General features: G+C 72.3%; 20 protein-coding genes and 3 pseudogenes. 19 read left to right on the top strand and 4 right to left on the bottom strand.

Annotation, left to right across the window (positions count from 1 at the left end):
* Positions 1-726, bottom strand: a complete 726-nt coding sequence (locus Phou_RS03845) for an alpha/beta fold hydrolase (RefSeq protein ID WP_173053589.1) — start codon at positions 724-726, stop codon at positions 1-3.
* A gap of 57 nt (positions 727-783) precedes the next feature.
* Here Phou_RS03845 and Phou_RS03840 point away from each other — a divergent pair, with 57 nt between their 5' ends.
* The 3 genes from Phou_RS03840 (at position 784) to aroQ (ending at position 3,617) form a co-directional block, all read left to right on the top strand.
* Positions 784-1,767, top strand: a complete 984-nt coding sequence (locus Phou_RS03840) for a helix-turn-helix transcriptional regulator (RefSeq protein WP_173053587.1) — start codon at positions 784-786, stop codon at positions 1,765-1,767.
* A 140-nt stretch (positions 1,768-1,907) separates the two neighbouring features.
* On the top strand, positions 1,908-2,969 hold the full coding sequence (gene aroB, locus Phou_RS03835; RefSeq protein ID WP_173053585.1) for a 3-dehydroquinate synthase: 1,062 nt from the start codon (positions 1,908-1,910) through the stop codon (positions 2,967-2,969).
* Between the two features lie 207 nt (positions 2,970-3,176).
* The gene (gene aroQ, locus Phou_RS03830) at positions 3,177-3,617 is read left to right on the top strand and encodes a type II 3-dehydroquinate dehydratase (protein WP_173053583.1); all 441 of its coding nucleotides are present in this window, start codon (positions 3,177-3,179) and stop codon (positions 3,615-3,617) included.
* On the opposite strand, the pseudogene Phou_RS52145 reads toward aroQ, so the two are convergent.
* Together Phou_RS52145 and mptB are read right to left on the bottom strand one after the other, a co-directional pair.
* A pseudogene (locus Phou_RS52145) lies at positions 3,540-4,679 on the bottom strand (glycosyltransferase 87 family protein); the annotation flags it as partial. The gene aroQ and the pseudogene Phou_RS52145 sit on opposite strands and share 78 nt — an antisense overlap.
* Positions 4,676-6,079, bottom strand: coding sequence for a polyprenol phosphomannose-dependent alpha 1,6 mannosyltransferase MptB (gene mptB, locus Phou_RS03820; RefSeq protein ID WP_173053581.1), 1,404 nt, complete (start codon positions 6,077-6,079; stop codon positions 4,676-4,678). The gene mptB and the pseudogene Phou_RS52145, both read right to left, overlap by 4 nt.
* Positions 6,080-6,240: 161 nt before the next feature.
* Between mptB and efp the strand changes: the two genes are divergently transcribed.
* Genes efp through Phou_RS03800 form a run of 4 tightly spaced genes read left to right on the top strand, consistent with a single transcriptional unit; the run spans position 6,241 to position 8,463 of the window.
* Positions 6,241-6,798: an elongation factor P gene (gene efp / locus Phou_RS03815; RefSeq protein WP_173053579.1), complete on the top strand. Its 558-nt coding sequence runs from the start codon at positions 6,241-6,243 to the stop codon at positions 6,796-6,798.
* A 60-nt stretch (positions 6,799-6,858) separates the two neighbouring features.
* Entirely contained in the window at positions 6,859-7,269 is a 411-nt protein-coding gene (gene nusB, locus Phou_RS03810; protein WP_173058093.1) for a transcription antitermination factor NusB, read from the top strand.
* A 58-nt stretch (positions 7,270-7,327) separates the two neighbouring features.
* The gene (locus tag Phou_RS03805; RefSeq protein ID WP_173053577.1) at positions 7,328-7,648 is read left to right on the top strand and encodes a hypothetical protein; all 321 of its coding nucleotides are present in this window, start codon (positions 7,328-7,330) and stop codon (positions 7,646-7,648) included.
* A 2-nt stretch (positions 7,649-7,650) separates the two neighbouring features.
* On the top strand, positions 7,651-8,463 hold the full coding sequence (locus Phou_RS03800) for a hypothetical protein (RefSeq protein ID WP_173053575.1): 813 nt from the start codon (positions 7,651-7,653) through the stop codon (positions 8,461-8,463).
* 606 nt (positions 8,464-9,069) lie between these two features.
* On the opposite strand, the gene bldD is transcribed toward Phou_RS03800, so the two are convergent.
* Positions 9,070-9,558: a transcriptional regulator BldD gene (bldD, locus tag Phou_RS03795; protein WP_173053573.1), complete on the bottom strand. Its 489-nt coding sequence runs from the start codon at positions 9,556-9,558 to the stop codon at positions 9,070-9,072.
* Between the two features lie 296 nt (positions 9,559-9,854).
* Between bldD and pyrR the strand changes: the two genes are divergently transcribed.
* From pyrR to coaBC, 12 genes and pseudogenes are all read left to right on the top strand, one after another.
* A complete protein-coding gene (pyrR, locus tag Phou_RS03790; RefSeq protein ID WP_173053571.1) occupies positions 9,855-10,424 on the top strand; it encodes a bifunctional pyr operon transcriptional regulator/uracil phosphoribosyltransferase PyrR in 570 nt (189 codons plus the stop codon).
* A gap of 52 nt (positions 10,425-10,476) precedes the next feature.
* Positions 10,477-11,379, top strand: a complete 903-nt coding sequence (locus Phou_RS03785) for an aspartate carbamoyltransferase catalytic subunit (protein ID WP_173053569.1) — start codon at positions 10,477-10,479, stop codon at positions 11,377-11,379.
* Positions 11,376-12,641 (top strand): dihydroorotase, encoded by a 1,266-nt coding sequence (locus Phou_RS03780; protein ID WP_173053567.1) that lies wholly within the window; start codon positions 11,376-11,378, stop codon positions 12,639-12,641. The genes Phou_RS03785 and Phou_RS03780 overlap by 4 nt, the downstream gene beginning before the upstream one ends.
* Positions 12,638-13,756, top strand: a pseudogene (carA, locus tag Phou_RS03775) (glutamine-hydrolyzing carbamoyl-phosphate synthase small subunit); the annotation flags it as partial. The gene Phou_RS03780 and the pseudogene carA, both read left to right, overlap by 4 nt.
* A gap of 82 nt (positions 13,757-13,838) precedes the next feature.
* Positions 13,839-17,199, top strand: a pseudogene (gene carB, locus Phou_RS03770) (carbamoyl-phosphate synthase large subunit).
* Positions 17,196-18,224: a quinone-dependent dihydroorotate dehydrogenase gene (locus Phou_RS03765; protein WP_173053563.1), complete on the top strand. Its 1,029-nt coding sequence runs from the start codon at positions 17,196-17,198 to the stop codon at positions 18,222-18,224. The pseudogene carB and the gene Phou_RS03765 overlap by 4 nt, the downstream one beginning before the upstream one ends.
* A 28-nt stretch (positions 18,225-18,252) precedes the next feature.
* Positions 18,253-19,533 (top strand): adenosylmethionine--8-amino-7-oxononanoate transaminase, encoded by a 1,281-nt coding sequence (locus tag Phou_RS03760; protein WP_173053561.1) that lies wholly within the window; start codon positions 18,253-18,255, stop codon positions 19,531-19,533.
* Between the two features lie 21 nt (positions 19,534-19,554).
* Positions 19,555-20,397, top strand: coding sequence for an orotidine-5'-phosphate decarboxylase (gene pyrF / locus Phou_RS03755; RefSeq protein ID WP_173053559.1), 843 nt, complete (start codon positions 19,555-19,557; stop codon positions 20,395-20,397).
* Positions 20,398-20,566: 169 nt separating this feature from the next.
* Positions 20,567-20,884 carry an integration host factor, actinobacterial type gene (gene mihF / locus Phou_RS03750; RefSeq protein ID WP_173053557.1) on the top strand — a complete coding sequence of 106 codons (318 nt, stop codon included), beginning with the start codon at positions 20,567-20,569 and terminating at the stop codon, positions 20,882-20,884.
* Positions 20,885-20,916: 32 nt separating this feature from the next.
* Entirely contained in the window at positions 20,917-21,522 is a 606-nt protein-coding gene (gene gmk / locus Phou_RS03745) for a guanylate kinase (RefSeq protein ID WP_173053555.1), read from the top strand.
* A 37-nt stretch (positions 21,523-21,559) separates the two neighbouring features.
* On the top strand, positions 21,560-21,823 hold the full coding sequence (gene rpoZ / locus Phou_RS03740) for a DNA-directed RNA polymerase subunit omega (RefSeq protein ID WP_173053553.1): 264 nt from the start codon (positions 21,560-21,562) through the stop codon (positions 21,821-21,823).
* A 3-nt stretch (positions 21,824-21,826) separates the two neighbouring features.
* Entirely contained in the window at positions 21,827-23,041 is a 1,215-nt protein-coding gene (gene coaBC, locus Phou_RS03735) for a bifunctional phosphopantothenoylcysteine decarboxylase/phosphopantothenate--cysteine ligase CoaBC (RefSeq protein ID WP_173053551.1), read from the top strand.
* Positions 23,042-23,070: the final 29 nt, after the last annotated feature.

Genomic DNA, 23,070 nt, shown 5'->3' with positions numbered 1-23,070 from the left:
TCAGCTCAGCTCGTCGAGGATCTCGGCGAGGCGCTTCGGCTCGCTGAACATCGGCCAGTGGCCGGTCGGCAGCCCGCGGATCTCGCCGCCCCGAAACGCCGCGAAGAACGGGTGTCCCTCGGCCACCATCGCCTCCACCTGCTCGACCGGGAAGAGGCACGCCACCAGCGCGACCGGCAGGTCGTCGCCGCCGGCCGTGCGCCGCACCGGCTGCGTGGCCGCGCCGAGCGGGTGCGGCGTCGACCGCTCCCGCAGCGTCGCCAGCGTGGCCTCGTCTAGCCCGGCCAGCAGCGCGGGGTCGGCCTGCGCGTCCCAGTCCCGCACCGGCAGCAGGTGGCCGTCGCCGATCTGCGCGCGCAGCCGCTCCTGCTCCTCCGGCGGGTTGGTGTCGAACTGCGACACGCCGTCCGGCAGCGGCCCGCTGTCCACGTACACGACGCGCTTGATCCGCTGCGGGATCCGGTCGGCCGCCTGGGTGACCGGCATGCCGCCGCCCGAGTGGCCGACGAGCACCACGTCGCGCAGGTCCTCCTCCTCGATCAGCCGCACCACGTCGTCCGTGTGGGTGTCGAGGTTGGTCTCTGGCGTGGCGAGGTGCGCATTCTCCGCGACACCGGTCAAAGTGACGGGGTGGACGCGGTGACCCGCGGCGCGTAGTGAGGCGGCAACCTCGTCCCACGCCCATCCACCGATCCAGAACCCGGGTACCAGCACAAATGTCGTCATGAGCGCAACGTTAGGATCGAATCCGGACGCATCCCGCCCGATTAAGGAGCGTGACCTGTGTCACATCCTGCCTCACGCGTACTGGGCATGCTGGAGCTCCTCCAGACCCACCACCGCCTGACCGGCGCCGACCTCGGCGCGCGCCTCGGGGTGGACGAGCGCACCGTGCGGCGGTACGCGGGCACCCTCGCCGACCTCGGCATCCCCGTCACGGCCAACCGCGGGCGCTACGGCGGCTACCGGCTCAGCCCCGGCTACAAGCTGCCGCCGCTGATGCTCACCGACGACGAGGCGGTGGCCGTGGTGCTCGGCCTCCTCGCCGCCGACCAGCTGGGCCTCAGCACCGAGGCCCCGGCGACCGGGATCGCGCTCGCGAAGATCGAGCGCGTGCTGCCCCGCGCCCTCGCCGAGCGGCTGGGCGCGGTCCGCGAGTCGCTCGGCTTCACGCTGCGTCCCCGCCAGGAGGGCGTCGCCCGCCCCGCGACCGCCACACTGCTCGCACTCGGCGCCGCCACCCGGTCGCGCCACCGCGTGAGCCTGACGTACCGCTCCTGGCGCGGCGGCGTGTCACTGCGCCAGGTCGACCCGTACGGCCTCGTCTTCCACGCCGGCCGCTGGTACCTGACCGGGCACGACCACCGCCGCGGCGAGATCCGCACGTTCCGCCTGGACCGGATCAGCGCGGTGGAGTCCGGCACGGAGACGTTCGCGGTGCCGGAGGGCTTCGACGCGGTGGGACATGTGACGCGGTCGCTGGCCGGCGTGCCGTACACGTGGGAGGTCGAGGTCCTGCTCGAGACCGACCTGGACCAGGCCCGCCGCCGCATCCCGCCGAGCGTGGCCGAGCTGACCGAGACCGAAGACGGCGTGCTGCTGCGGTGCCGCGCCAACCGCCTGGACGGCATGGCACACATGCTCGCCGGCCTGGGCTGGCCGTTCACCGTCCTGCGCCCGGACGACCTGCGCGAGGCGGTGGGGGAGTACGCGAAGCACCTGGCCGAGATGGCCACCCGCCACCCGGCGGTGGTCCGCCTCCGCTGACCCCCGCGGGCGCGGCTCGGGGCGGCACACCGGCCACGCGGACCTCATCCGGGAGGCGGTCGACGGGCGGGTCGGCGAGGACCCACCGGCCGGGTGGCGGCCGAGCGTCGCGTGACGCGGACGGGCTAGGCTGCACGGCGATGGATGACGTGACCACGATCGGGGTCGGGGGTGAGCGGCCCTACGACGTGCTCGTGGGGCGCGACCTGCTCGACGAGCTGCCGCGCCTGCTCGACGGGGCCGCGCGCGCCGCGATTCTCTACGCACCGCCCCTGCGGGCGCACGCCGACGCCATCGCCGCGCGCGTCGCCGACGCCGGCATCGCGCCGCTCGCCATCGACGTGCCGGACGCGGAGGCGGGTAAGAGCATCGACGTCGCCGCGCACTGCTGGGACCAGCTGGGTGCGGCGGGCTTCACGCGCACCGACGCGGTCGTCGGCGTCGGCGGGGGCGCGGTGACCGACCTCGCCGGGTTCGTCGCGGCGTGCTGGCTGCGCGGGGTGCGCTGGGTGCCGGTCTCCACAAGCCTGCTCGGCATGGTCGACGCGGCCGTGGGCGGCAAGACCGGCGTCAACACCGCCGCCGGCAAAAACCTCGTGGGTGCGTTCCACCCGCCGGCCGGCGTGCTCTGCGACCTCGCCATGCTCGACACGCTGCCGCCGGTCGACCTGGTGGCGGGGCTGGCCGAGGTGGTCAAGTGCGGGTTCATCGCCGACCCCGCGATCCTCGACCTCATCGAGGCGAAGGGCGCCGACGAGGGCAGCATCCGCGAGCTTGTCGAGCGGGCCGTGCGGGTCAAGGCCGACGTGGTCGGCGCCGACCTGCGCGAGGGTGGGCTGCGGGAGGTGCTCAACTACGGGCACACGCTCGCCCACGCGATCGAAAAGGTCGAGGGTTACTCGTGGCGTCACGGCCACGCCGTCTCGGTGGGCCTGGTCTACGCGGCGGCGCTCGGGCGCCTCGCCGGCCGCCTCGACGACGCCACGGCCGCGCGGCACCGCGCGGTGCTGGAGGCGCTCGGACTCCCGACGGCATACCCGGGGCGGGCCTGGCCGGACCTGCTCGCCACCATGCGGGTGGACAAGAAGGCGCGCGGCTCGCGGCTGCGCTTCGTGGTGCTGGACGGGCTCGCCAAGCCGTCCATCCTGGACGGTCCGGACGACGAACTGCTGCGGGCGGCGTACGAGGAGGTGGCGGCGTGAGCGCCGACGGAGTCGGGGTTTCGGGGTGGCGGAGGAAGACGTCGCCTTTGGCGCCGCACGAGCGAGCGAACCGGGGGGCACAGTGAGCGAGCGAGTTGGCGCGGCGGCGTCTGGACGGAGTCGGCCCGCCGACGGAGTCGGGGTTTCGGGGTGGCGGAGGAAGACGTCGCCTTTGGCGCCGCACGAGCGAGCGAACCAGGGGGCACAGTGAGCAAGGTCTATGTCCTCAATGGACCCAACCTGGGGCGGCTCGGTACGCGGCAGGTCGACGTGTACGGGGTGACGTCGTACGCGGGACTCGTCGAGCTCTGCGAGGCGACCGGCAAGGAGCTGGGCCTCGACGTGGAGGTGCGGCAGACCGACGTCGAGCACGAGATGCTGGCCTGGCTGCACGCCGCCGCCGACGAGCAGGCGGCCGTGGTGCTCAACCCGGCGGCGTGGTCACATTACTCGTACGCGGTGCGCGACGCCTGCGCGCTCCTGCGCGCGCCGCTCATCGAGGTCCACATCTCGAACATCCACGCGCGCGAGGAGTTTCGTCACCACTCGGTCGTGTCCGCCATCGCGGCCGGGGTCATCTGCGGCCTGGGCGTCGACGGCTACCGGCTCGCCCTCCACCACCTGGCGCGCCGGCAGGCCGACCAGTAGCGCGACGCAGATCCACACGTAGGCGTTGGCGCCGATGAACTCGCCCGGCGCCCGCCCGTCCCACCACAGCCAGACGACGCTGCTGCACAGCAGGACGTACGCGACGGCGGCCCACCGCCGCGCCCGCGAGTCGGCGAGCAGCAGCAGCGCGGGCAGCACCCACACCAGGTGGTGCACCCACGTGATCGGGCTGACCAGGCACCCCACGACGCCGGTGAGCGCGGCGCCGGTGAGCGGGTCGACGCGGCGCACGCGGTACACCCACACCGCCATGGCGGCCGCGACCAGCAGCAGCCACCCCAGCCTGCTCGGCTCGGTCGGGTCGAGGCGGGCGACCACGCCCTGCAGCGACTGGTTGGAGACGTAGGCGAGGTTGCCGATCCGGTCGGTGTCCCACAGCGCCTCGGTCCAGAAGGTGCGCGACGCGTCCGGCGCGATCGCGAACGCCACCAGCGTCGCCGCGCCCGCGGTGGCACCCGCCACGGCGGCGGCGCGGCGCTGGCCGGAAACCAGCAGGTACAGGATGAAGATGCCGGGCGTCAGCTTGATGGCGGTGGCGAGGCCGATGCCCACACCCGACCACCGGGTCTGGCGCAGCAGCCGGGTGTCGGCCACGACGAGCGCGAGCAGCACGAGGTTGACCTGACCGAAGCTGAACGTGTCGCGGACCGGCTCGAACACCGCCACCGCGCACGCCGCCAGCCCGAACGTGAGGCCGCGGTGCCAACCCTGCCGCTTGGCGACCGGGTCGACGAGCATGCCGAGCAGCGCCGCGCCGGCGGCCGTGTTGACCACGATGCTGAACGCGATCGCGGGATGCCACGGCAGCAGCGCGAGCGGGCTGAGCACCAGCGCGGCGAAGGGCGGGTAGGTGAAGCCGTAGTTCGTCGGCGGGCGCAGGAAGTCGTAGAGCTGGCCGCCGTCGCGCAGCCAGTAGTGCACGGCACCGTGGTAGACGCCGACGTCGAAGAAGCCGCGGTGCGCGGGCACGTACGCGAGGAAGACCGCCGTCGCGGCGGCCAGCCCGGCGATCAGGTACCACCGGCGGTCGAGATCCTTCACCGGGCGACCGCCGGCACCCGGCTGGGCGTGAGGATCGCGGCGGCCAGGCCGGCGGCGAGCACGCACCCGAAGATCGCCTGTGCCACCTGCTCCGCGCCGAACGCGAACCCGCTCGGCAGCACCACCACCGCGAGCGCCGCGCAGGCCGCCGCCGCCACCTTCCGCACCCGCCCGTCCGGCGCCGCGGCGGCGAGGGGGACCAGGCCCCAGAGGAGGTACCAGGGGCGCAGCGCCGGTCCGAAAAGGACGATCGCGCCGAGGCCGAGCCCCACCGCGTACACCGGGCCGAGGTGGGCGCGGCGCAGCCACAGCACCGCACCCGCCAGCACCGCCGCGCCGAGGCCGATCCAGCGCCACATGGGTACCGCGTGCGCGGTGCCCAGCAGCTCGCCGGTCAGGCGGCCGAGCACGCTCATCGGCGACCAGTTGCCCGTCGAGACGGGGGTGTCGAGGGCGCGGACCCACCCGTACCCCGTGCCGGCGACCGCCGTGACCACGACGGTGGTCGCCGCGGCGACGGCGGCCGAGTAGAGCATCGTGCGGACCCGCCGCCAGCGCCCCGGGGCGCCCGCAGCGTCGCGCCGCGGGCCCTGCTCCGCCCAGATCGACGCCACGAAGAGGAGCGCGACCGCGGCCGGGGCCTTGACCAGCGCGGCGAGGGCGACGAGGGCGGCGCCCACGGCCGGGCGCCGGGCGACCGCGGCGGCGAGGCCGGCGACGAGGAGGCCCACCATGATCGCGTCGTTGTGCGCGCCGGCGACGAGGTGCGCGAGCACGAGCGGGTTGAGCGCGCCGAGCCACAGCGCGGCGGCCGGGTCGACGCCGCAGCGGCGGGCGAGGCCGGGCAGCGCCGCGGTCAGCAGCACCACGCCGAGCACCGCGACAAGTCGCATGCCGAGCACGCCGGCCGCCAGGTGCGCCCCCGCCGCGGCGGCCACGCCGGTGGCGACCAGCAGGAACAGCGGCCCGTACGGCGTGGGCGTGTGCTGCCAGATCGCCGGCACCTCGGCCGCCACCGGGCCGCCGTAGTAGGCCGGCCCGTGCTCGTACACGTCGAGGCCGGCGCCGACCATCGCGCCTTGGGCGAGGTAGCTGTACACGTCGCGGCTGAACAGCGGGGGAGCCAGCAGCAGCGGCGCCGACCAGACGGCGAGCGTGACCATCAGCTGCTTCGGGGTCGGCCGCTCGCCGGTCGCCGACCGCACCAGGTGGCCCAGGCGCCACCAGGCGGCGATGAGCAGGACGAGCCCGGTGTACGCGAGCACGATGCCCCACCCCGGATGGCGCCGCAGGATCGCCAGGCCGAACGGCACCTGCGCGGGCATCGCGCCGGCCGCCAGGCCACCAACCGCGAGGAGAACCGAGCCCCCCAAACCCAGCGCGCGGCAGTTGGTCAACACGGGTGCAGGGTGTCAGCGATTGATGTCCGGCAGGAGGACATCGGCTGACGTCTTCGTGACGTCTCCCGCTTGGTGGTGTCCCGCCGGGCGTGGTCTGCCGCACGCGCGGGGTACCGGTAGACTCGATAGGTCAATCACTCGAGTGAAGATCAAGGCAGGACATGGCCACCACGAACGACCTGAAGAACGGACTGGTGCTCAACCTCGACGGCGAGCTCTGGGCCGTCGTGGAGTTCCAGCACGTCAAGCCCGGCAAGGGCGGCGCGTTCGTGCGCACCACGCTGAAGAACGTGCTCTCCGGCAAGGTGGTCGACAAGACGTTCAACGCGGGCACCAAGGTCGACACCGCGACCGTCGACAAGCGCACGATGCAGTACCTCTACGCGGACGGCGAAGACTACGTCTTCATGGACCTGGACACCTACGACCAGATCCACGTCGCCGGCGGCACGGTCGGCGAGGCGGCCAACTACCTGCTTCCCGAGGCCGAGGCCACGGTGGCGACGCACGAGGGTGTCCCGCTGTACATCGAGCTGCCGACCAGCGTCGTGCTCGAGGTGACGTACACGGAGCCAGGCCTGCAGGGCGACCGCTCCACCGGCGGCAACAAGCCGGCGACCGTGGAGACCGGCGCGACCGTGCAGGTGCCGCTCTTCATCACCACCGGCGAAAAGATCAAGGTCGACACGCGCGACGGCCGCTACCTCGGCCGGGCGTGATGCCGTCCGCTTGTCGCGTCGCGGCGGGTGTCCGGCATGGCTGAGGCACCCAAGTCGCAGATGCCCGCGCGCCGCAAGGCCCGCAAGCGGGCGCTCGACGTGCTCTTCGAGGCCGACCTGCGCGACCTGCCGGTGGAGGGCGTCCTCCGGGCGTACATCCAGCGGCTGGAGCAGCCCCGCCCCGAGCACCTTGGCTACGCGATCGGGCTGATCGAGGGGGTCGACGCCCACCTCGACCGCATCGACGAGCTGATCGCCAGCTACGCCGAGGGGTGGACGCTCGACCGCATGCCCGTGGTCGACCGCAACCTGGCGCGCATCGCGGTGTACGAGATGCTTTATGTCGACGAGATCGACGACGCGGTGGCCATCACCGAGGCGGTCGAGCTGGCGCGGCAGATGTCCACGGACGACTCGCCCCGCTTTCTCAACGGCATGCTGGCCCGTATCGCGGAGTTCACCACACACTGATCCCTTGATCGGCGTCGATGGGGTTGCCGGGCGGGGGCGCGGTTTGTAGCGTCGTCGCGTGCCGCCCACAGAGGAGGAGATCCGGGTCGCGATAGCGGCCCTCCGCTCCGACGCCCACGAGTGGCGCGAGTGGGCCGCCACCCTGGCTAGAGCGTCCACTGTGGTCGATCAGCTCGACCTGTCGGTCAACGACATGTGCGCGCTGAGCGGCGTGGTCGCCCTCCCGGAGACGTATGCGACGATCCGCCACCGCGCCCAGATCCTCGCCGCGCACGGCGCGCTGCGCTTCACCGAGATCGCCGACGCGCTGGCCGGCGCCGCCGCGGGATACGAGCAGGACGAGCGCGACGCCGTCCACCGCCTGCGCGGGCAGTGGTGACCGTGACCACCCCGCTCACCGTCCCGCTGCCGGTCGACGTCACCGGCTTCGACGACCTCATCGAGCGCGTGCGCCGCCTGCTGGAGCGCGTCGCCGACGCCACCGACCGCCTCGTCGACGAGGCGCTGCGGGTGGCCCGCGCGCTGCCCGCGTTCCTGGCCGGGCAGGTGGTGCGGCTGCTGGAGGAGCTCCTCGCGATGGTCCGCCGCCTCTTCGCGCTGGTCGGCCGCCTCATCGCCCCGGCGGGCAACCCGGTGCGCGTGTGGGAGGTCGGCCGCCGCTGGATCGAAGACTTCGCGAGCCCGCTCAGCGACCACGTCGGCAAAATCGACCCCGACCACCTCGCCGCCGCCTACGAGTGGGAGGGCCGCGCCGCCGACGCCTACCTGGACGCCGCCGCCCGCCAGCGCGCCGCACTGACCGCGCTCCAGTCCATCGGCGGCGACCTCGACACTGCCCTCGCCCGCCTGGCGATCGGCATCTGCGGCCTGTGGGCGGCGATCGCGGCCGCGCTCTGCTCCGCTGTGATCCAGCTCTTCGGCGCCGCACTCGCCGCCGCCACCGGGGTCGGCACCCCCGCCGCCCTCATCCTGGCCACCACGAGCGTCGCGACGGCCTGCGCCGCGGTCGCGGGCGGCGCGGCCGCGCTGGCCGCCCTGGTCGAGTGGGTCAGCGACGCCATCACCACGATCCGCCACCGCCTGGCCGACCACGAGGCCTTCCCCGACGGCGCCTGGCCGCCGCCCGCTTCCGCCCGCTTCGACGACGGCTCCATGTCTGATGGGACACCGTCGGAGTGGTCGCTGGAGCGGTGACCGTTGGGCTTCGCCGGCCGCGGCCTCGCTCGGTGGGTCGGGGGCCCGCGCCTGCGGCGGGCCGCGCTCGCGTGACCTCACCCCCCGTGGCGCCGCGAGCTCGGCCCCCGTCGCGACCGCGTGCTCGGCCCCCGTCGCGACCGCGTGCTCGGCCCCGTCGCGACCGCGTGCTCGGTCTGCGTCGCGATGCCGCGCATGATCGTTGCCCCGAAAACTGCGCTCCCTACGGCGTGTCGCGCGGGTTTCGGGACAATGATCAAGCTTTACGTCTCCCGGCGACCACGCCATCCGCCATGGCCTCACCCTGCGCGGCCGGCCAGCTTCACCGGGACGGGCCGCCCCCGCTCCCGCGGACGAGCCTGGACCGGTCGGCCGCTCGCGACGGGGTTGGACCTTCTCCAGAGGCTCCTCATGGAGGGGGTGACTCGGTGTCGTCGGACGGGTGGGGACGCTCGGTAGAGGTTCTCTCTCCGTGAAAGAGAAACGGGTCGATGGGGCAACGAGAAAGGCACGCGGTTCGATGAACCGCGTGCCTTCGGGGCGTACCGCGGGCTTGCGCGCAGCGCCGGGGAGGAGGCGCCGCGCCGCCCGTCTAGCGGGGGCCGGTCAGGAGGCGAAGAACGCCCGCGGGTCGGCCACCAGCACCCCGGCCTCCGTCAGGCGCTCGATGAGGCCGGAGGGCGAGATGTCGTACACGATCGCGAGCGCGCGCAGGTCGTCGGCGCGGATGGAGAGCACGCGGCCGTTGTAGTCGCCGCGCTGCTGCTGGATCGCGCGCGCGTACCGGGCGACGTAGGCGAGCTCGTCGGAGACCTCGTCGTACAGCCGCTCGAGGTCGAGCACGATCTTGTTGGTGGGCTCGTGCCGGACACCGCTGCCGTCGGGCAGCAGCTCCGAGACGGGCACGCGGTAGAAGTCCGCCAGCTCGGCGAGGCGGGACACGGTGACCGCCCGGTCGCCGCGCTCGTACGAGCCGACGACGACGGCCTTCCAGCGCCCGTTCGACTTCTCCTCCACCCCCTGCAGGGACAGCCCCTGCTGCTGGCGGATGGAGCGCAGGCGGGCGCCCAAGGACTTGGCGTACTCAGAGGGCATTCCGACACTCCCAGTGCTCTGCCCGGGGTTCTCCCCAGCGGATCGCTACGGAGCGTGACGGTACGGGGATTGAGACACAGCGTCAAGTGCCTCTAAACACGCTGCCGCGAGATAAGCGTTCACTTGTCCGGTTTTGCGCTGGTACTGATTCGTAGGTCAGGAGTGGCTTCATGGGGTTCGCAAGGTCCACTGGTAACGTTGCGTGCGGCCACCGGCCGGCCCGTCTCCGACGGGTCGCGCTGGACATCGACACCCTTTAAGGCCCGTCCAGTGAGGCGGGGAAGGAGTGACCGCCAGTGGCGTTACCGCAGGCTGCCCTCGCGAAGTCCATTCTCAGCGCCGACGACGTCAAACGGATAGTCGACCGCATCGCGCACCAGATCCTCGAGAAGACACAGGGAGCGGCGGACACCGTTCTCTTCGGCATCCCGACGCGGGGCGTTCCGCTCGCCCGCCGCCTCGCCGACCGCATCCGCACTTTCGAAGGCATCGACGTGCCGGTCGGTGTGTTGGACATCACGCTTTACCGCGACGACCTCCGGAGCCAGGCCACCCGAGCGGTCGGCCCGACCGAGGTGCCGCCGGCCGGTGTGGACGGTCGCCGCGTGATCCTCGTCGACGACGTGCTCTTCTCCGGCCGCACCGTGCGAGCCGCCCTCGACGCGCTCAGCGACATCGGCCGCCCGCGCACGGTGCAGCTCGCGGTGCTGGTCGACCGCGGCCACCGCGAGCTGCCGATCCGCGCCGACTACGTCGGCAAGAACATCCCCACCGCGCTCAGCGAGAGCGTCAAGGTCGCGCTGGACGAGACGGACGGCGCCGACGAGGTCAAGCTTCTGGGGTTGTCCCGTGAGCGCGAGGAGTGAGGGAGCGCCAGCGACCGAGCCCCGCAGTCGTGAACGAAAGATAGGCAGCGCAATGAAGCATCTGCTCTCCGCCGCGGACCTGGACGCGCACACGGCGACGCTGGTCCTCGACACCGCCTCAGAGATGGCCACGCTCGCCGGCCGCGAGGTCAAGAAGCTGCCCACCCTGCGCGGGCGCACGGTCGTCAACCTCTTCTACGAGGACTCGACCCGTACCCGGATCTCCTTCGAAGCGGCAGCCAAGCGCCTGTCCGCGGACGTGATCAACTTTTCGGCCAAGGGGTCGAGCGTGTCCAAGGGGGAGAGCCTCAAGGACACCGCGCTCACGCTGCAGGCGATGGGCGCCGACGCCGTCGTCATCCGCCACCCCGCCTCGGGCGCGCCGCACCGCCTGGCGACCTGGGTGGAGGGCTCGGTCCTGAACGCCGGCGACGGCACCCACGAGCACCCGACCCAGGCGCTGCTCGACGCGTACACGATGCGCTCGCGCCTCGGCCGCCTCGCCGGGCTCAGCGTCGCGATCGTGGGCGACGTGCTGCACAGCCGGGTGGCCCGCTCCAACGTCCACCTGCTCGCCACGCTCGGCGCGAAGGTGACGCTCGTCGGCCCGCCCACGCTGATCCCGCCGGACCTGCGCACCGAGGTGTCGTACGACCTCGACGCCGTCCTGCCCGACGCCGACGTCGTGATGATGCTGCGGGTGCAGCGTGAGCGGATGGCGGCGTCCTACTTCCCGAGCGCCCGCGAGTACGCCCGCCGCTACGGGCTGGACGGGCCGCGCATGCGCCGCCTGCCCGAGCACGCGATCGTCATGCACCCCGGCCCGATGAACAGGGGCATGGAGATCGCACCCGAGGTGGCCGACTCCGCCCGATCCACCATCGTCGAACAGGTCGCCAACGGGGTCTCCGTGCGGATGGCCGTCCTCTACCTGCTGCTCGGAGGCAAGTCGTGACTCAATACCTGATCAAAGGCGTCTCGGTCCTGGGCAGGGCGAAGCAGGACCTGCTCGTCAAGGACGGCGTGATCGCCGAAGGCGGCGCGAAGGGCGCCCAGGTGATCGACGCCGACGGGCTCGTCGCGCTGCCCGGCCTCGTCGACCTGCACACCCACCTGCGCGAGCCGGGCCGCGAGGACGCCGAGACCGTGGAGACCGGGTCGCGGGCGGCGGCCCTCGGCGGGTACACGGCGGTCTGCGCGATGGCCAACACCTCGCCGGTCGCGGACACCGCCGGCGTGGTCGAGCAGGTCTACCGCCTCGGCCGCGAGGCGGGGCTCGTCGACGTGCAGCCGATCGGCGCGGTGACCGTGGGGCTGGCCGGCGAGCGCCTGGCCGAGCTGGGCGCGATGGCCACCTCCGCCGCCCAGGTGCGGATCTTCTCCGACGACGGCCACTGCGTCGCCGACCCCCGGCTGATGCGGCGGGCGCTGGAGTACGTGAAGGCGTTCGACGGCGTCATCGCCCAGCACGCCGAGGAGCCCCGGCTGACCGAGGGCGCGCAGATGCACGAGGGAGAGGTCGCCACCCGCCTCGGGCTCACCGGCTGGCCGGCCGTCGCCGAGGAGGCGATCATCGCGCGCGACGTGCTGCTCGCCGAGCACGTGGGCAGCCGCCTGCACGTCTGCCACGTCTCCACTGCGGGCAGCGTCGAGGTGCTGCGCCACGCCAAGGCGCGGGGCGTGAAGGTCACCGCCGAGGTCACCCCGCACCACCTGCTGCTGACCGACGAGCGGGCGGTCAGCTACGACCCGGTCTTCAAGGTGAACCCGCCGCTGCGCACCCAGGCCGACGTCGAGGCGCTCCGCGCGGCGCTGCGCGAGGGTGTCATCGACATCGTCGCCACCGACCACGCGCCGCACGCGGTGGAGGACAAGGAGTGCGAGTGGGCGTACGCCCGGCCGGGCATGCTCGGCCTGGAGACGGCGCTCTCGATCGTGATCGACGTGCTCGGCGACGACTGGGACATGATCGCCGAGCGGATGTCCCGCGCGCCGGCGCGGATCGCCGGGCTGGCCGAGCACGGCAACGCCCTCGCCCCGGGAGAAAAGGCCAACCTCACGCTCGTGGACCCCGCCGCCCGCCGCGTCGTCGACCCGGGCGAGTCGGCCAGCCGCAGCCGCAACACCCCGTTCGCCGGGATGACGCTGCCCGGCCGGGTCGTCGCGACGTTCCTGCGCGGAGAAGCCACGGTGCTCGACGGAAAGGCAGTCAAGTGACCCGCAAGCCCGCGATCCTGGTGCTCGAAGACGGGCGCGCGTTCCACGGCGAGGCGTACGGCGCGGAGGGGGAGACCTTCGGCGAGGCCGTCTTCACCACCGGCATGACCGGGTACCAGGAGACGCTGACCGACCCGTCGTACCACCGCCAGGTCGTCGTGCAGACCGCTCCGCACATCGGCAACACCGGCGTCAACGGCGAGGACGACGAGTCGGGGCGGATCTGGGTCGCCGGCTACGTGGTGCGCGACCCCACCCGCGTCGGCTCCAACTGGCGCGCCACCGGCGGCCTCGAGGACCGGCTCGCGGCCGAGGGGATCGTCGGCATCAGCGGCGTCGACACCCGTGCGCTCACCCGGCACCTGCGCGAGCGGGGCGCGATGCGGGTCGGAGTGTCCACTGTGGAGACCGACCCGGCCGCGCTGCGCGAGCGGGTGCTCGCCTCGCCCGAGATGGTCGGCGCCGACCTCTCCGCCGAGGTGACGACCCCCGAGCGGTACACGGTCGCGGCCGAGGGCGAGCACCGGTACACCGTCGCCGCTCTTGATCTGGGGATCAAGCGCAACGTGCCGCGGCGGCTGGCCGCCCGCGGCGTCACCACCCACGTGCTGCCGGCCACGTCCACGGTGGACGACCTGCTCGGGCTCGGCGCCGACGCGGTCTTCTTCTCGCCCGGCCCCGGCGACCCGGCGACCGCCGACCACGCGGTCGGTCTCGCCCGCGAGGTCCTGCGCCGGCGGGTGCCACTGTTCGGCATCTGCTTCGGCAGCCAGATCCTGGGGCGGGCGCTGGGCTTCGGCACGTACAAGCTGCGCTACGGCCACCGCGGCATCAACCAGCCGGTGCTCGACCGCACGACCGGAAAGGTCGAGGTGACCTCGCACAACCACGGCTTCGCCGTCGACGCTCCACATGAGACGACGGTGGACACCGAGTTCGGCCGGGTCGAGGTCTCACACGTGTGCCTCAACGACAACGTCGTCGAAGGGCTGCGGGCGCTGGACGTGCCCGCGTTCACCGTCCAGTACCACCCTGAGGCGGCCGCGGGCCCACACGACGCGGACTACCTTTTCGATCGCTTCGTGGAGCTTGCGACACGAACCAGCAAGCAGGGTGTGGAGCTTGCGACACGAACCAGCAAGCAGGGTGTGGAGCTTGCGACACGAACCAGCAAGCAGGGCGTGGAGTTGACCGACAATGCCTAAGCGGACCGACATCCAGCACGTCCTCGTGATCGGCTCCGGGCCGATCGTCATCGGGCAGGCGTGCGAGTTCGACTACTCCGGCACCCAGGCGTGCCGGGTGCTGCGCGCCGAAGGGCTGCGGGTCAGCCTGGTCAACAGCAACCCGGCGACCATCATGACCGACCCGGAGTTCGCCGACGCCACGTACGTGGAGCCGATCACCCCCGAGTTCGTCGAGCTTGTCATCGCCCGGGAGAAGCCGGACGCGCTGCTGCCCACGCTCGGCGGCCAGACCGCGCTGAACACGGCGGTCGCGCTGCACGACTCGGGCGTGCTCGACAAGTACGGCGTCGAGCTGATCGGCGCCCGCATCGACGCGATCCGGCGCGGCGAGGACCGCCAGCTCTTCAAGGAGATCGTGGCGAAGGCCGGCGGTGAGACCCCGCGCAGCCGGGTGTGCAAGTCGATGGACGAGGTGCGGCAGACCGCCGTCGAGCTGGGGCTGCCGGTGGTGATCCGGCCGTCGTTCACGATGGGCGGGCTCGGCTCGGGCATGGCGCACACCGGCGAGGACCTGGAGCGGATCGCCGGCGCCGGCCTCGCCGCCTCCCCGGTGCACGAGGTGCTCATCGAGGAGAGCGTGCTCGGCTGGAAGGAGTACGAGCTGGAGCTGATGCGCGACCGCAAGGACAACGTGGTCGTCGTCTGCTCGATCGAAAACGTCGACCCGATGGGCGTGCACACCGGCGACAGCGTCACGGTCGCGCCGGCCATGACGCTCACCGACCGGGAGTACCAGAAGATGCGCGACCTCGGCATCGCGGTGCTCCGCGAGGTCGGGGTGGACACCGGCGGGTGCAACATCCAGTTCGCGGTGAACCCCGACAACGGGCGCCTCGTCGTGATCGAGATGAACCCGCGGGTGTCCCGCTCCTCCGCGCTCGCCTCCAAGGCCACCGGCTTCCCGATCGCGAAGATCGCCGCCAAGCTGGCCATCGGGTACACGCTGGACGAGATACCCAACGACGTCACCCAGGAGACGCCGGCCGCCTTCGAGCCGACGCTCGACTACGTGGTCGTGAAGATCCCGCGCTTCGCGTTCGAGAAGTTTCCCGGCGCCGACCCCGAGCTGACCACCACGATGAAGTCGGTCGGCGAGGCGATGTCGCTGGGACGCAACTTCACCGAGGCGCTGAACAAGGCGATGCGCTCGCTGGAGTCGACGGCGGCCGGCTTCTGGACCGCGCCCGACCCGGCCGAGGCCACCGTCGAGTCCACTCTGGAGGCGCTGCGCACGCCGCACGACGGCCGGCTCTACACGGTCGAGCGGGCGCTGCGGCTCGGCGCGAGCGTGGAGCGGGTGGCGGAGGCGACCGGCGGGATGGACCCGTGGTTCCTGGACCAGATCGCCTCGCTCGTCGCGCTGCGCGCGGAGATCGTCGACGCGCCGGTGCTGGACGCGTCGCTGCTGCGCCGGGCCAAGCGCGCGGGCCTGTCCGACCGGCAGCTGGCCGCCCTGCGCCCGGAGTACGCCGGCGAGGACGGCATCCGCACGCTGCGCCACCGGCTCGGGCTGCGCCCGGTTTACAAGACGGTGGACACGTGCGCGGCCGAGTTCGCCGCCAAGACGCCCTACCACTACTCCTCGTACGACGAGGAGACCGAGGTCGCCCCCTCCGGCCGGCCCAAGGTGCTGATCCTCGGCTCCGGGCCCAACCGGATCGGGCAGGGCATCGAGTTCGACTACTCGTGCGTGCACGCGGTTCAGGCGCTGCGAAGCGCGCCGTCGAGCGCAGTCGCTGCGTCCGGTTCCGGGGCCGGAGGCGCCGGCTTTGAGACCGTGATGGTCAACTGCAACCCGGAGACCGTCTCCACCGACTACGACACCGCCGACCGGCTGTACTTCGAGCCGCTCACGTTCGAGGACGTGCTTGAGGTGTGGCACGCCGAGCACTCGTCCGGCACGGAGGCGGGCGGCCCCGGCGTGGTCGGCGTGGTGGTGCAGCTGGGCGGGCAGACCCCGCTCGGCCTGGCCCAGCGGCTCAAGGACGCGGGGTGCCGATCGTCGGTACCACCCCGGAGTCCATCCACCTGGCCGAGCACCGGGGCGCGTTCGGCGCGGTGCTGGCCAAGGCCGGGCTGCGGGCGCCCGAGCACGGCACGGCCACCTCGTTCGAGGAGGCCCGCGAGATCGCGGACACCATCGGGTACCCGGTGCTCGTCCGCCCCTCCTACGTGCTCGGCGGGCGGGGCATGGAGATCGTGTACGACGAGCCGACCCTGCGCGACTACATCGGCCGCGCCACGCAGATCTCGCCGGATCATCCCGTGCTGGTCGACCGCTTCCTCGACGACGCGATCGAGATCGACGTGGACGCGCTCTGCGACGCCACCGGCGAGGTGTTCATCGGCGGCGTGATGGAGCACATCGAGGAGGCCGGCATTCACTCCGGCGACTCGTCGTGCGCGCTGCCGCCGATCACGCTGGCCGGCTCGCACATAGCGCAGGTGCGCCGGTACACCGAGGAGATCGCCCGCGGGGTCGGCGTGCGCGGCCTGCTCAACGTGCAGTACGCGCTCAAGGACGACACCCTGTACGTCCTGGAGGCCAACCCGCGCGCCTCGCGGACCGTGCCGTTCGTCTCCAAGGCCACGGCGGTGCCGCTGGCCAAGGCGGCGAGCCGCATCATGCTCGGCGCCACGATCGCCGACCTGCGGGTCGAGGGCCTGCTGCCGGCCTCCGGCGACGGGGGAGAAATGCCGGACGGCGCGCCGATCGCGGTCAAGGAGGCGGTGCTGCCGTTCAAGCGGTTCCGCACGCCCGCCGGCAAGGGCGTGGACAACCTGCTCGGCCCGGAGATGAAGTCGACCGGCGAGGTGATGGGCATCGACGTCGGCTTCGGGCAGGCGTTCGCGAAGTCGCAGGCCGCCGCCTACGGCTCGCTGCCCACCGCCGGCCGCATCCTCGTCACGGTCGCCAACCGCGACAAGCGGGCGATGGTGTTTCCGGTCAAGCGCCTGGCCGACCTCGGCTTCGAGATCGTGGCGACGGCCGGGACGGGCGAGGTGCTGCGCCGGTACGGCATCGCGGTCTCCGTCGTGCCCAAGCACTTCGAGGTCTCGCTCGGCGACGCGGTCTCGCTCATCGCGGCGGGCGAGGTGGCGCTGGTCATCAACACGCCGCAGGGCTCGGGGGCGAGCGCGCGCTCCGACGGGTACGAGATCCGCAGCGCCGCCGTCACCGCCGACATCCCCTGCATCACGACGGTGCCCGGGGTGACCGCCGCGGTGATGGGCATCGAGGCGCTGATCCGGGGGACATGTCGGTACGCCCGCTGCAGGAGCTCCACGCGGCACTGCGGAAAGACTCGTGAGCTACGCGCTCGCCCGGGCGGCGCTGTTTCGGATCGGCGGCGGTGACGCGGAGGCGGCGCACGAGTGGACGCTGCGCCGCCTGTCCCGCCTGTCGCCGGGCGTGCTGGCGGTGCTCCGCCGCCGGTACGCGGTCCGGGCACCGGTGCGGGTCTTCGGGGTGGACTTCCCCAACCCGGTGGGCCTGGCCGCGGGCATGGACAAAAACGGACTCGCGCTGCCCGCGTGGCCCGCGCTCGGCTTCGGCTTCGTCGAGGTCGGGACGGTGACGGCGTACTCACAGCCGGGCAACCCGCGCCCCCGGCTCTTCCGCCTGCGCGACAGCGAGGCGGTGGTCAACCGGATGGGCTTCAACAACGACGGCGCCGCCGCGCTCGCCTCCCGCCTGACCGACCTGGGGACGCTGCCGGTACCGCTGGGCGTCTCGCTGGGCAAGTCGAAGGCGACCCCGCTGGGCGAGGCGGTGGCCGACTACCGCGCCTCGTACGACCTGCTGCGCGACCACGCCTCGTACGTGGCCGTCAACGTCTCCTCGCCCAACACGCCGGGCCTGCGCTCGCTGCAGGACCGCGAGCACCTCGACGCGCTCCTGGAAGCTCTGGTCGGCGGTCCGCCGGTGCTCGTGAAGATCGCCCCGGACCTGACCGAGCAGGCGATCGCCGAGCTGCTCCAGGTCTGCGCGGACCGGGGCGCGGCCGGCGTGATCGCGACGAACACCACCCTGTCCCGGGACGGCGTGGCCGCCACCGACTCCGCCCTGGCCGCGGAGGCCGGCGGCCTGTCCGGTCGGCCACTGACCGCGCGGGCCCGGGCGGTGGTCGAATTCGTATGCCGCGAGACCGGCGGAGCGCTGCCGGTGATCGGCGTCGGCGGCATCCTCGACCCGGACGACGCCACCCGACTCTTCGACGCCGGCGCCAGCCTGGTGCAGCTCTACACGGGCTTCATCTACCGTGGCCCGGCGCTGGTGCGGTCGGTGGCGCGCGCCGCGCGGGCGAGGTCGGCGCGGGCGGTCGGCGTGCCGTAGGGCTGGGCATCGATGGGGGAGTGCCAAGGTGAGGCCGGACGAGATCGTGGCATTGGACCGGGCGCACGTGTGGCACCCGTACGGGCCGATGCCGGGCACCACCGACCCGTACGTCGTGGAGAGCGCGGACGGCGTGACCCTGCGGCTGGCGGACGGGCGGGAGCTTGTCGACGGGATGTCGTCGTGGTGGGCGGCGATCCACGGGTACCGGCATCCGGTCCTCGACGCGGCGGTCGTGGGGCAGCTCGGGCGGATGAGCCACGTGATGTTCGGCGGGCTGACGCACGAGCCGGCGGTGGCGCTGTCGCGCACGCTCGTCGACATCACGCCGGACGGGCTGGAGCACGTGTTCCTGTGCGACTCCGGCTCGGTCAGCGTCGAGGTCGCCGTGAAGATGGCGCTGCAGTACCAGCGCTCCCGCGGGCGGCCCCAGAAGCACCGGCTCGCCACCTGGCGCGGCGGGTACCACGGTGACACGTTCCACCCGATGAGCGTGTGCGACCCGGTGGGCGGCATGCACCAGCTGTGGACGGACGTGCTGCCGCGGCAGGTGTTCGCGCCGGCGCCGCCGGACGGCTTCGAGACGCCGCCGGACGAGGGCTACCTGCGCACGCTCAAGGCGGAGCTGGCGGCCCACGCCGACCAGCTCGCCGCCGTGATCGTGGAGCCGGTGGTGCAGGGCGCGGGCGGCATGCGCTTCCACAGCCCGGCCTACGTGCGGGCGCTGCGCGAGCTGACCCGGGAGCACGACGTCCTGCTGATCCTCGACGAGATCGCGACCGGCTTCGGCCGTACCGGCGCGCTCTTCGCCGCCGACCACGCCGGCGTTACCCCGGACATCATGTGCGTGGGCAAGGCCCTGACCGGCGGATACCTGAGCCTGGCCGCGGCGCTGTGCACGGCGGAGGTCGCCGCCGGCATCTCGCGGGGCGCGGTGCCGGTGCTGGCGCACGGGCCGACCTTCATGGGCAACCCGCTCGCCTGCGCCGTCGCGAGCGCCTCCATCGGCCTCCTGCGCGACGGTGACTGGCGGGGGGAGGTCAGCAGGATCGAGACGGCGCTCCGGGCCGGCCTGGCGCCTCTGGAGGGCGCTCCGGGGGTCCTCGACGTGCGGGTCCTGGGCGCGATCGGCGTGGTGCAGCTGGACCGCCCGGTGGACATGGCGGCGGCGACGGCCGCGGCGGTGGGCACCGGGGTGTGGCTCCGGCCGTTCCGCGACCTGATCTACACGATGCCGCCGTACGTGGCGGGCGACCTGGATGTGGCGCGGATCACTCGCGCGATCACCGCCGCCGTTCGGGCGGCTTAGCGGTTACAGGAGGGTGTGCGGATGGAGACCTTCGGGGCGCGGCTGCGCCGGGCGATGGACGAGCGGGGGCCGCTCTGCGTGGGCGTCGATCCCCACCCGTCGCTGCTGACGGCGTGGGGGCTGCGGGACGACCCGGACGGCCTAGCGACCTTCTGCGGCCGGGTCGTGGAGGCGGCCGGCGACCGGGTGGCGATCGTGAAGCCGCAGTCCGCTTTTTTCGAGAGGCATGGATCGCGAGGAATCGCCACCCTTGAGTCAACTATCCGACAGTTTAAAGATGCCGGTACGCTCGTTCTGCTTGACGTCAAGCGGGGAGATATCGGTTCCACGGTCCGCGCGTACGCCGAGGCGTACCTGGATCCATCCAGTCCTCTGTATGTCGATGCGATCACCGCGAGCCCCTACCTGGGAGTAGGTTCGCTGGCGCCGATGTTCGAGTTGGCGGCCGCGCATGGCGGCGGCGTGTTCGTGCTCGCGCTGACGTCCAACCCGGAAGGACCGTACGTGCAACACGCGGTCGCGGAGGACGGCCGGACCGTAGCGCAGGCCGTCATCGACGAGATTTCCCAGCTCAACAGGGGTGCGGAGCCACTTGGCAGCTTCGGATTGGTGGTCGGGGCGACCGTAGGCGTGACAGGCCACGACCTGTCCGGGGTGGGCGGACCCATGCTCGCGCCGGGGCTCGGTGCCCAGGGCGCGACGCCGGATGATCTTCGTCGGGTCTTTTCCGGGAACGTTTCGGCAGTGCTCCCGTCGTACTCCCGGGAGGTCCTCCAACACGGCCCGGACACCGCCGCCCTGCGTGCGGCCGTGGAGCGGGCTCAGGCCGAGTGCCGGGCGGTGCTGGACGGCGCCGCAGGGTGATGCCGCAGTCACGATTCAGTGATCATGGCGCGCCGACGTTGCCGAAAACGTCGCTGCCCGCTAGTTTTCCCGGCGCCGGGAATCACATGCCCCTTTGGTTCCGGGCCACACCATGTTTCACAGATGCGGTGGTGGTTTCGCCGCCGCGATAGGGACCTGAGGAGAACTGGTGCCGCTCCCGTCACTGAGCCCCGAACAGCGCGCTGCTGCGCTGGAGAAGGCTGCGGAGATCCGCAAGGCCCGCGCTGAGCTGAAGGAGCAGCTCAAGCAGGGCAAGACCACCCTCGCCGCCGTGCTCGAACGTGCCGAGACCGACGACGTCGTAGGAAAACTCAAGGTCTCGGCCGTGCTTCAGGCGCTCCCGGGTATCGGCAAGATTCGAGCGACCCAGATCATGGAGAAGCTCAAGATTGCCGACAGCCGGCGCCTGCGCGGACTCGGCGAGCAGCAGCGTAAGGCGCTGCTTGGGGAGTTCGCTTCAAACTGATCCGCTGCACCGTGTAGAAACAAGCAGTGAGCATGGAAGACGACGCGCGCCCGGAAGCGGCTCGCCTCACCGTCCTGTCCGGCCCCTCAGGAGTCGGGAAGGACAGCGTGATCGAGCTGATCCGGGCGCGCTCGCCGTGGGTCTGGCTTTCGGTGTCCGCCACCACGCGGAAGATGCGTGATTACGAAGTCGACGGCGTGCACTATTTCTTCGTCGACCGGCCGGAGTTCGAGCGGATGATCGCCACCGGTCAGTTCCTGGAGTGGGCCGAGTTCGCCGGCAACCTGTACGGCACGCCCCGCGGTCCCGTCGAGGACAAGCTCCGCTCCGGCGAGCCGGTCCTGCTGAAGATCGACCTGCAGGGCGCGCGGCAGGTGCGTGCGGCGATGCCCGACGCCCAGCTGGTGTTCCTCGCCCCGCCGAGCGTCGAGGAGCTCAAGCGGCGCCTCATCGGCCGGGGCACGGACGACGAGGAGACCATCCGTCGCCGCCTGGTCCACGCCGACGAGGAGCTGGCCGCCGAGCGGGAGTTCGACGTGACGGTGGTCAACGACTACGTCGAGAGGGCCGCGGACGAGCTGGTAAGCTTGCTCGGTTCATCATTTCTCGCCCCGGCGCGGCCGGGGTCGCAGAGCTAGTTGATGACCATCCTTGACCGAAAAGAGAAGGATCCACGTGGGCTCCGTCGCCAATCCTGAAGGCATCACCAACCCGCCGATCGACGAGCTGCTCGAGAAGACCACGTCGAAGTACGCGTTGGTCATCTTCGCCGCCAAGCGCGCGCGCCAGGTCAACGCCTACTACAGCCAGCTCGGCGAGGGCCTGCTGGAGTACGTGGGGCCGCTGGTGGAGACCACCCCCCAGGAGAAGCCGCTCTCCATCGCGATGCGTGAGATCAACGCCGGCCTGCTGACGGCCGAGCCCACCGACAACCCGTAGCCGGTGGCCGCGGTCGTCCTCGGCGTAGGCGGTGGCATCGCCGCCTACAAAGCCTGCGAGCTGCTGCGGCTCTTCACCGAGTCCGGCCACACGGTCCGGGTCGTGCCGACCGCGTCGGCCCTGCGCTTCGTCGGCGCTCCGACCTGGGCCGCCCTCTCCGGGCAGCCCGTCGCCGACGACGTGTGGTCCCAGGTGCACGAGGTGCCACACGTGCGGATCGGGCAGAGCGCCGATCTGGTGGTCGTCGCACCCGCCACCGCCGACCTGCTGGCCAAGGCCGCGCACGGGCTCGCCGACGACCTGCTGACCAACACGCTGCTCACCGCGCGGTGTCCGGTCGTGTTCGCGCCGGCCATGCACACCGAGATGTGGGAGCACGCCGCCACCACCGCCAACGTGGCCACCCTCCGCGCCCGCGGGGCGATCGTGGTCGAGCCCGCGGTGGGGCGCCTCACCGGCGTCGACACCGGCAAGGGCCGCCTGCCCGACCCGGCCGAGATCTTCGCGCTGTGCCGGCGCGTGCTGGCCCGCGGCGGCCTGCCCGCCACCGACCTGGCCAGCCGCCACGTGGTGGTCACCGCCGGCGGCACCCGCGAGCCGCTCGACCCGGTCCGCTTCCTGGGCAACCGATCGTCCGGCAAACAGGGGTACGCGTTCGCCCGCGCCGCCGCCGCCCGCGGTGCCCGCGTCACGCTCGTCAGCGCCAACGTCGCGCTGCCCGACCCCGCGGGCGTCGACATCGTGCGGGTCGGCTCGACCGAGGAGCTGCGCAAGGTCACCGTCGAGGTCGCCGCGAGCGCGGACGTCGTGGTGATGGCCGCCGCACCCGCCGACTTCCGCCCGGCGGAGTACTCACCCTCGAAGATCAAAAAGCCGGCCGGCGGCGGCGCGCCGGTGATCGAGCTGGTCACCAACCCCGACATCGCCGCCGAGCTGGGCGAGCGCAAGCGGCCTGGTCAGGTGCTTGTCGCGTTCGCGGCGGAGACCGGTGACGGCGACGACGCGGTCGCCAACGCCCGCACCAAACTGGCCCGCAAGCGCGCCGACCTGATCGTGCTCAACCGGGTCGGCGTCGACCGGGTGTTCGGTGCCGATGCCAACACGGCGGTGGTCTTCGGCGCCGACGGTTCGACGACCGACCTGGCCGAACGGCCGAAGGACGAGCTGGCCGACGCGGTCCTGGACCTGGTAGTACCCCACTTAACCGACCTGTCATAAGGGATAGTCAGGGTTGAGGTTCAAGCGGC

The organism is Phytohabitans houttuyneae (genome assembly GCF_011764425.1).
GTDB lineage: Bacteria > Actinomycetota > Actinomycetes > Mycobacteriales > Micromonosporaceae > Phytohabitans > Phytohabitans houttuyneae.
Note: the sequence above shows the minus strand (reverse complement) of the source record. Positions and strands in the feature narration are given on the sequence as shown.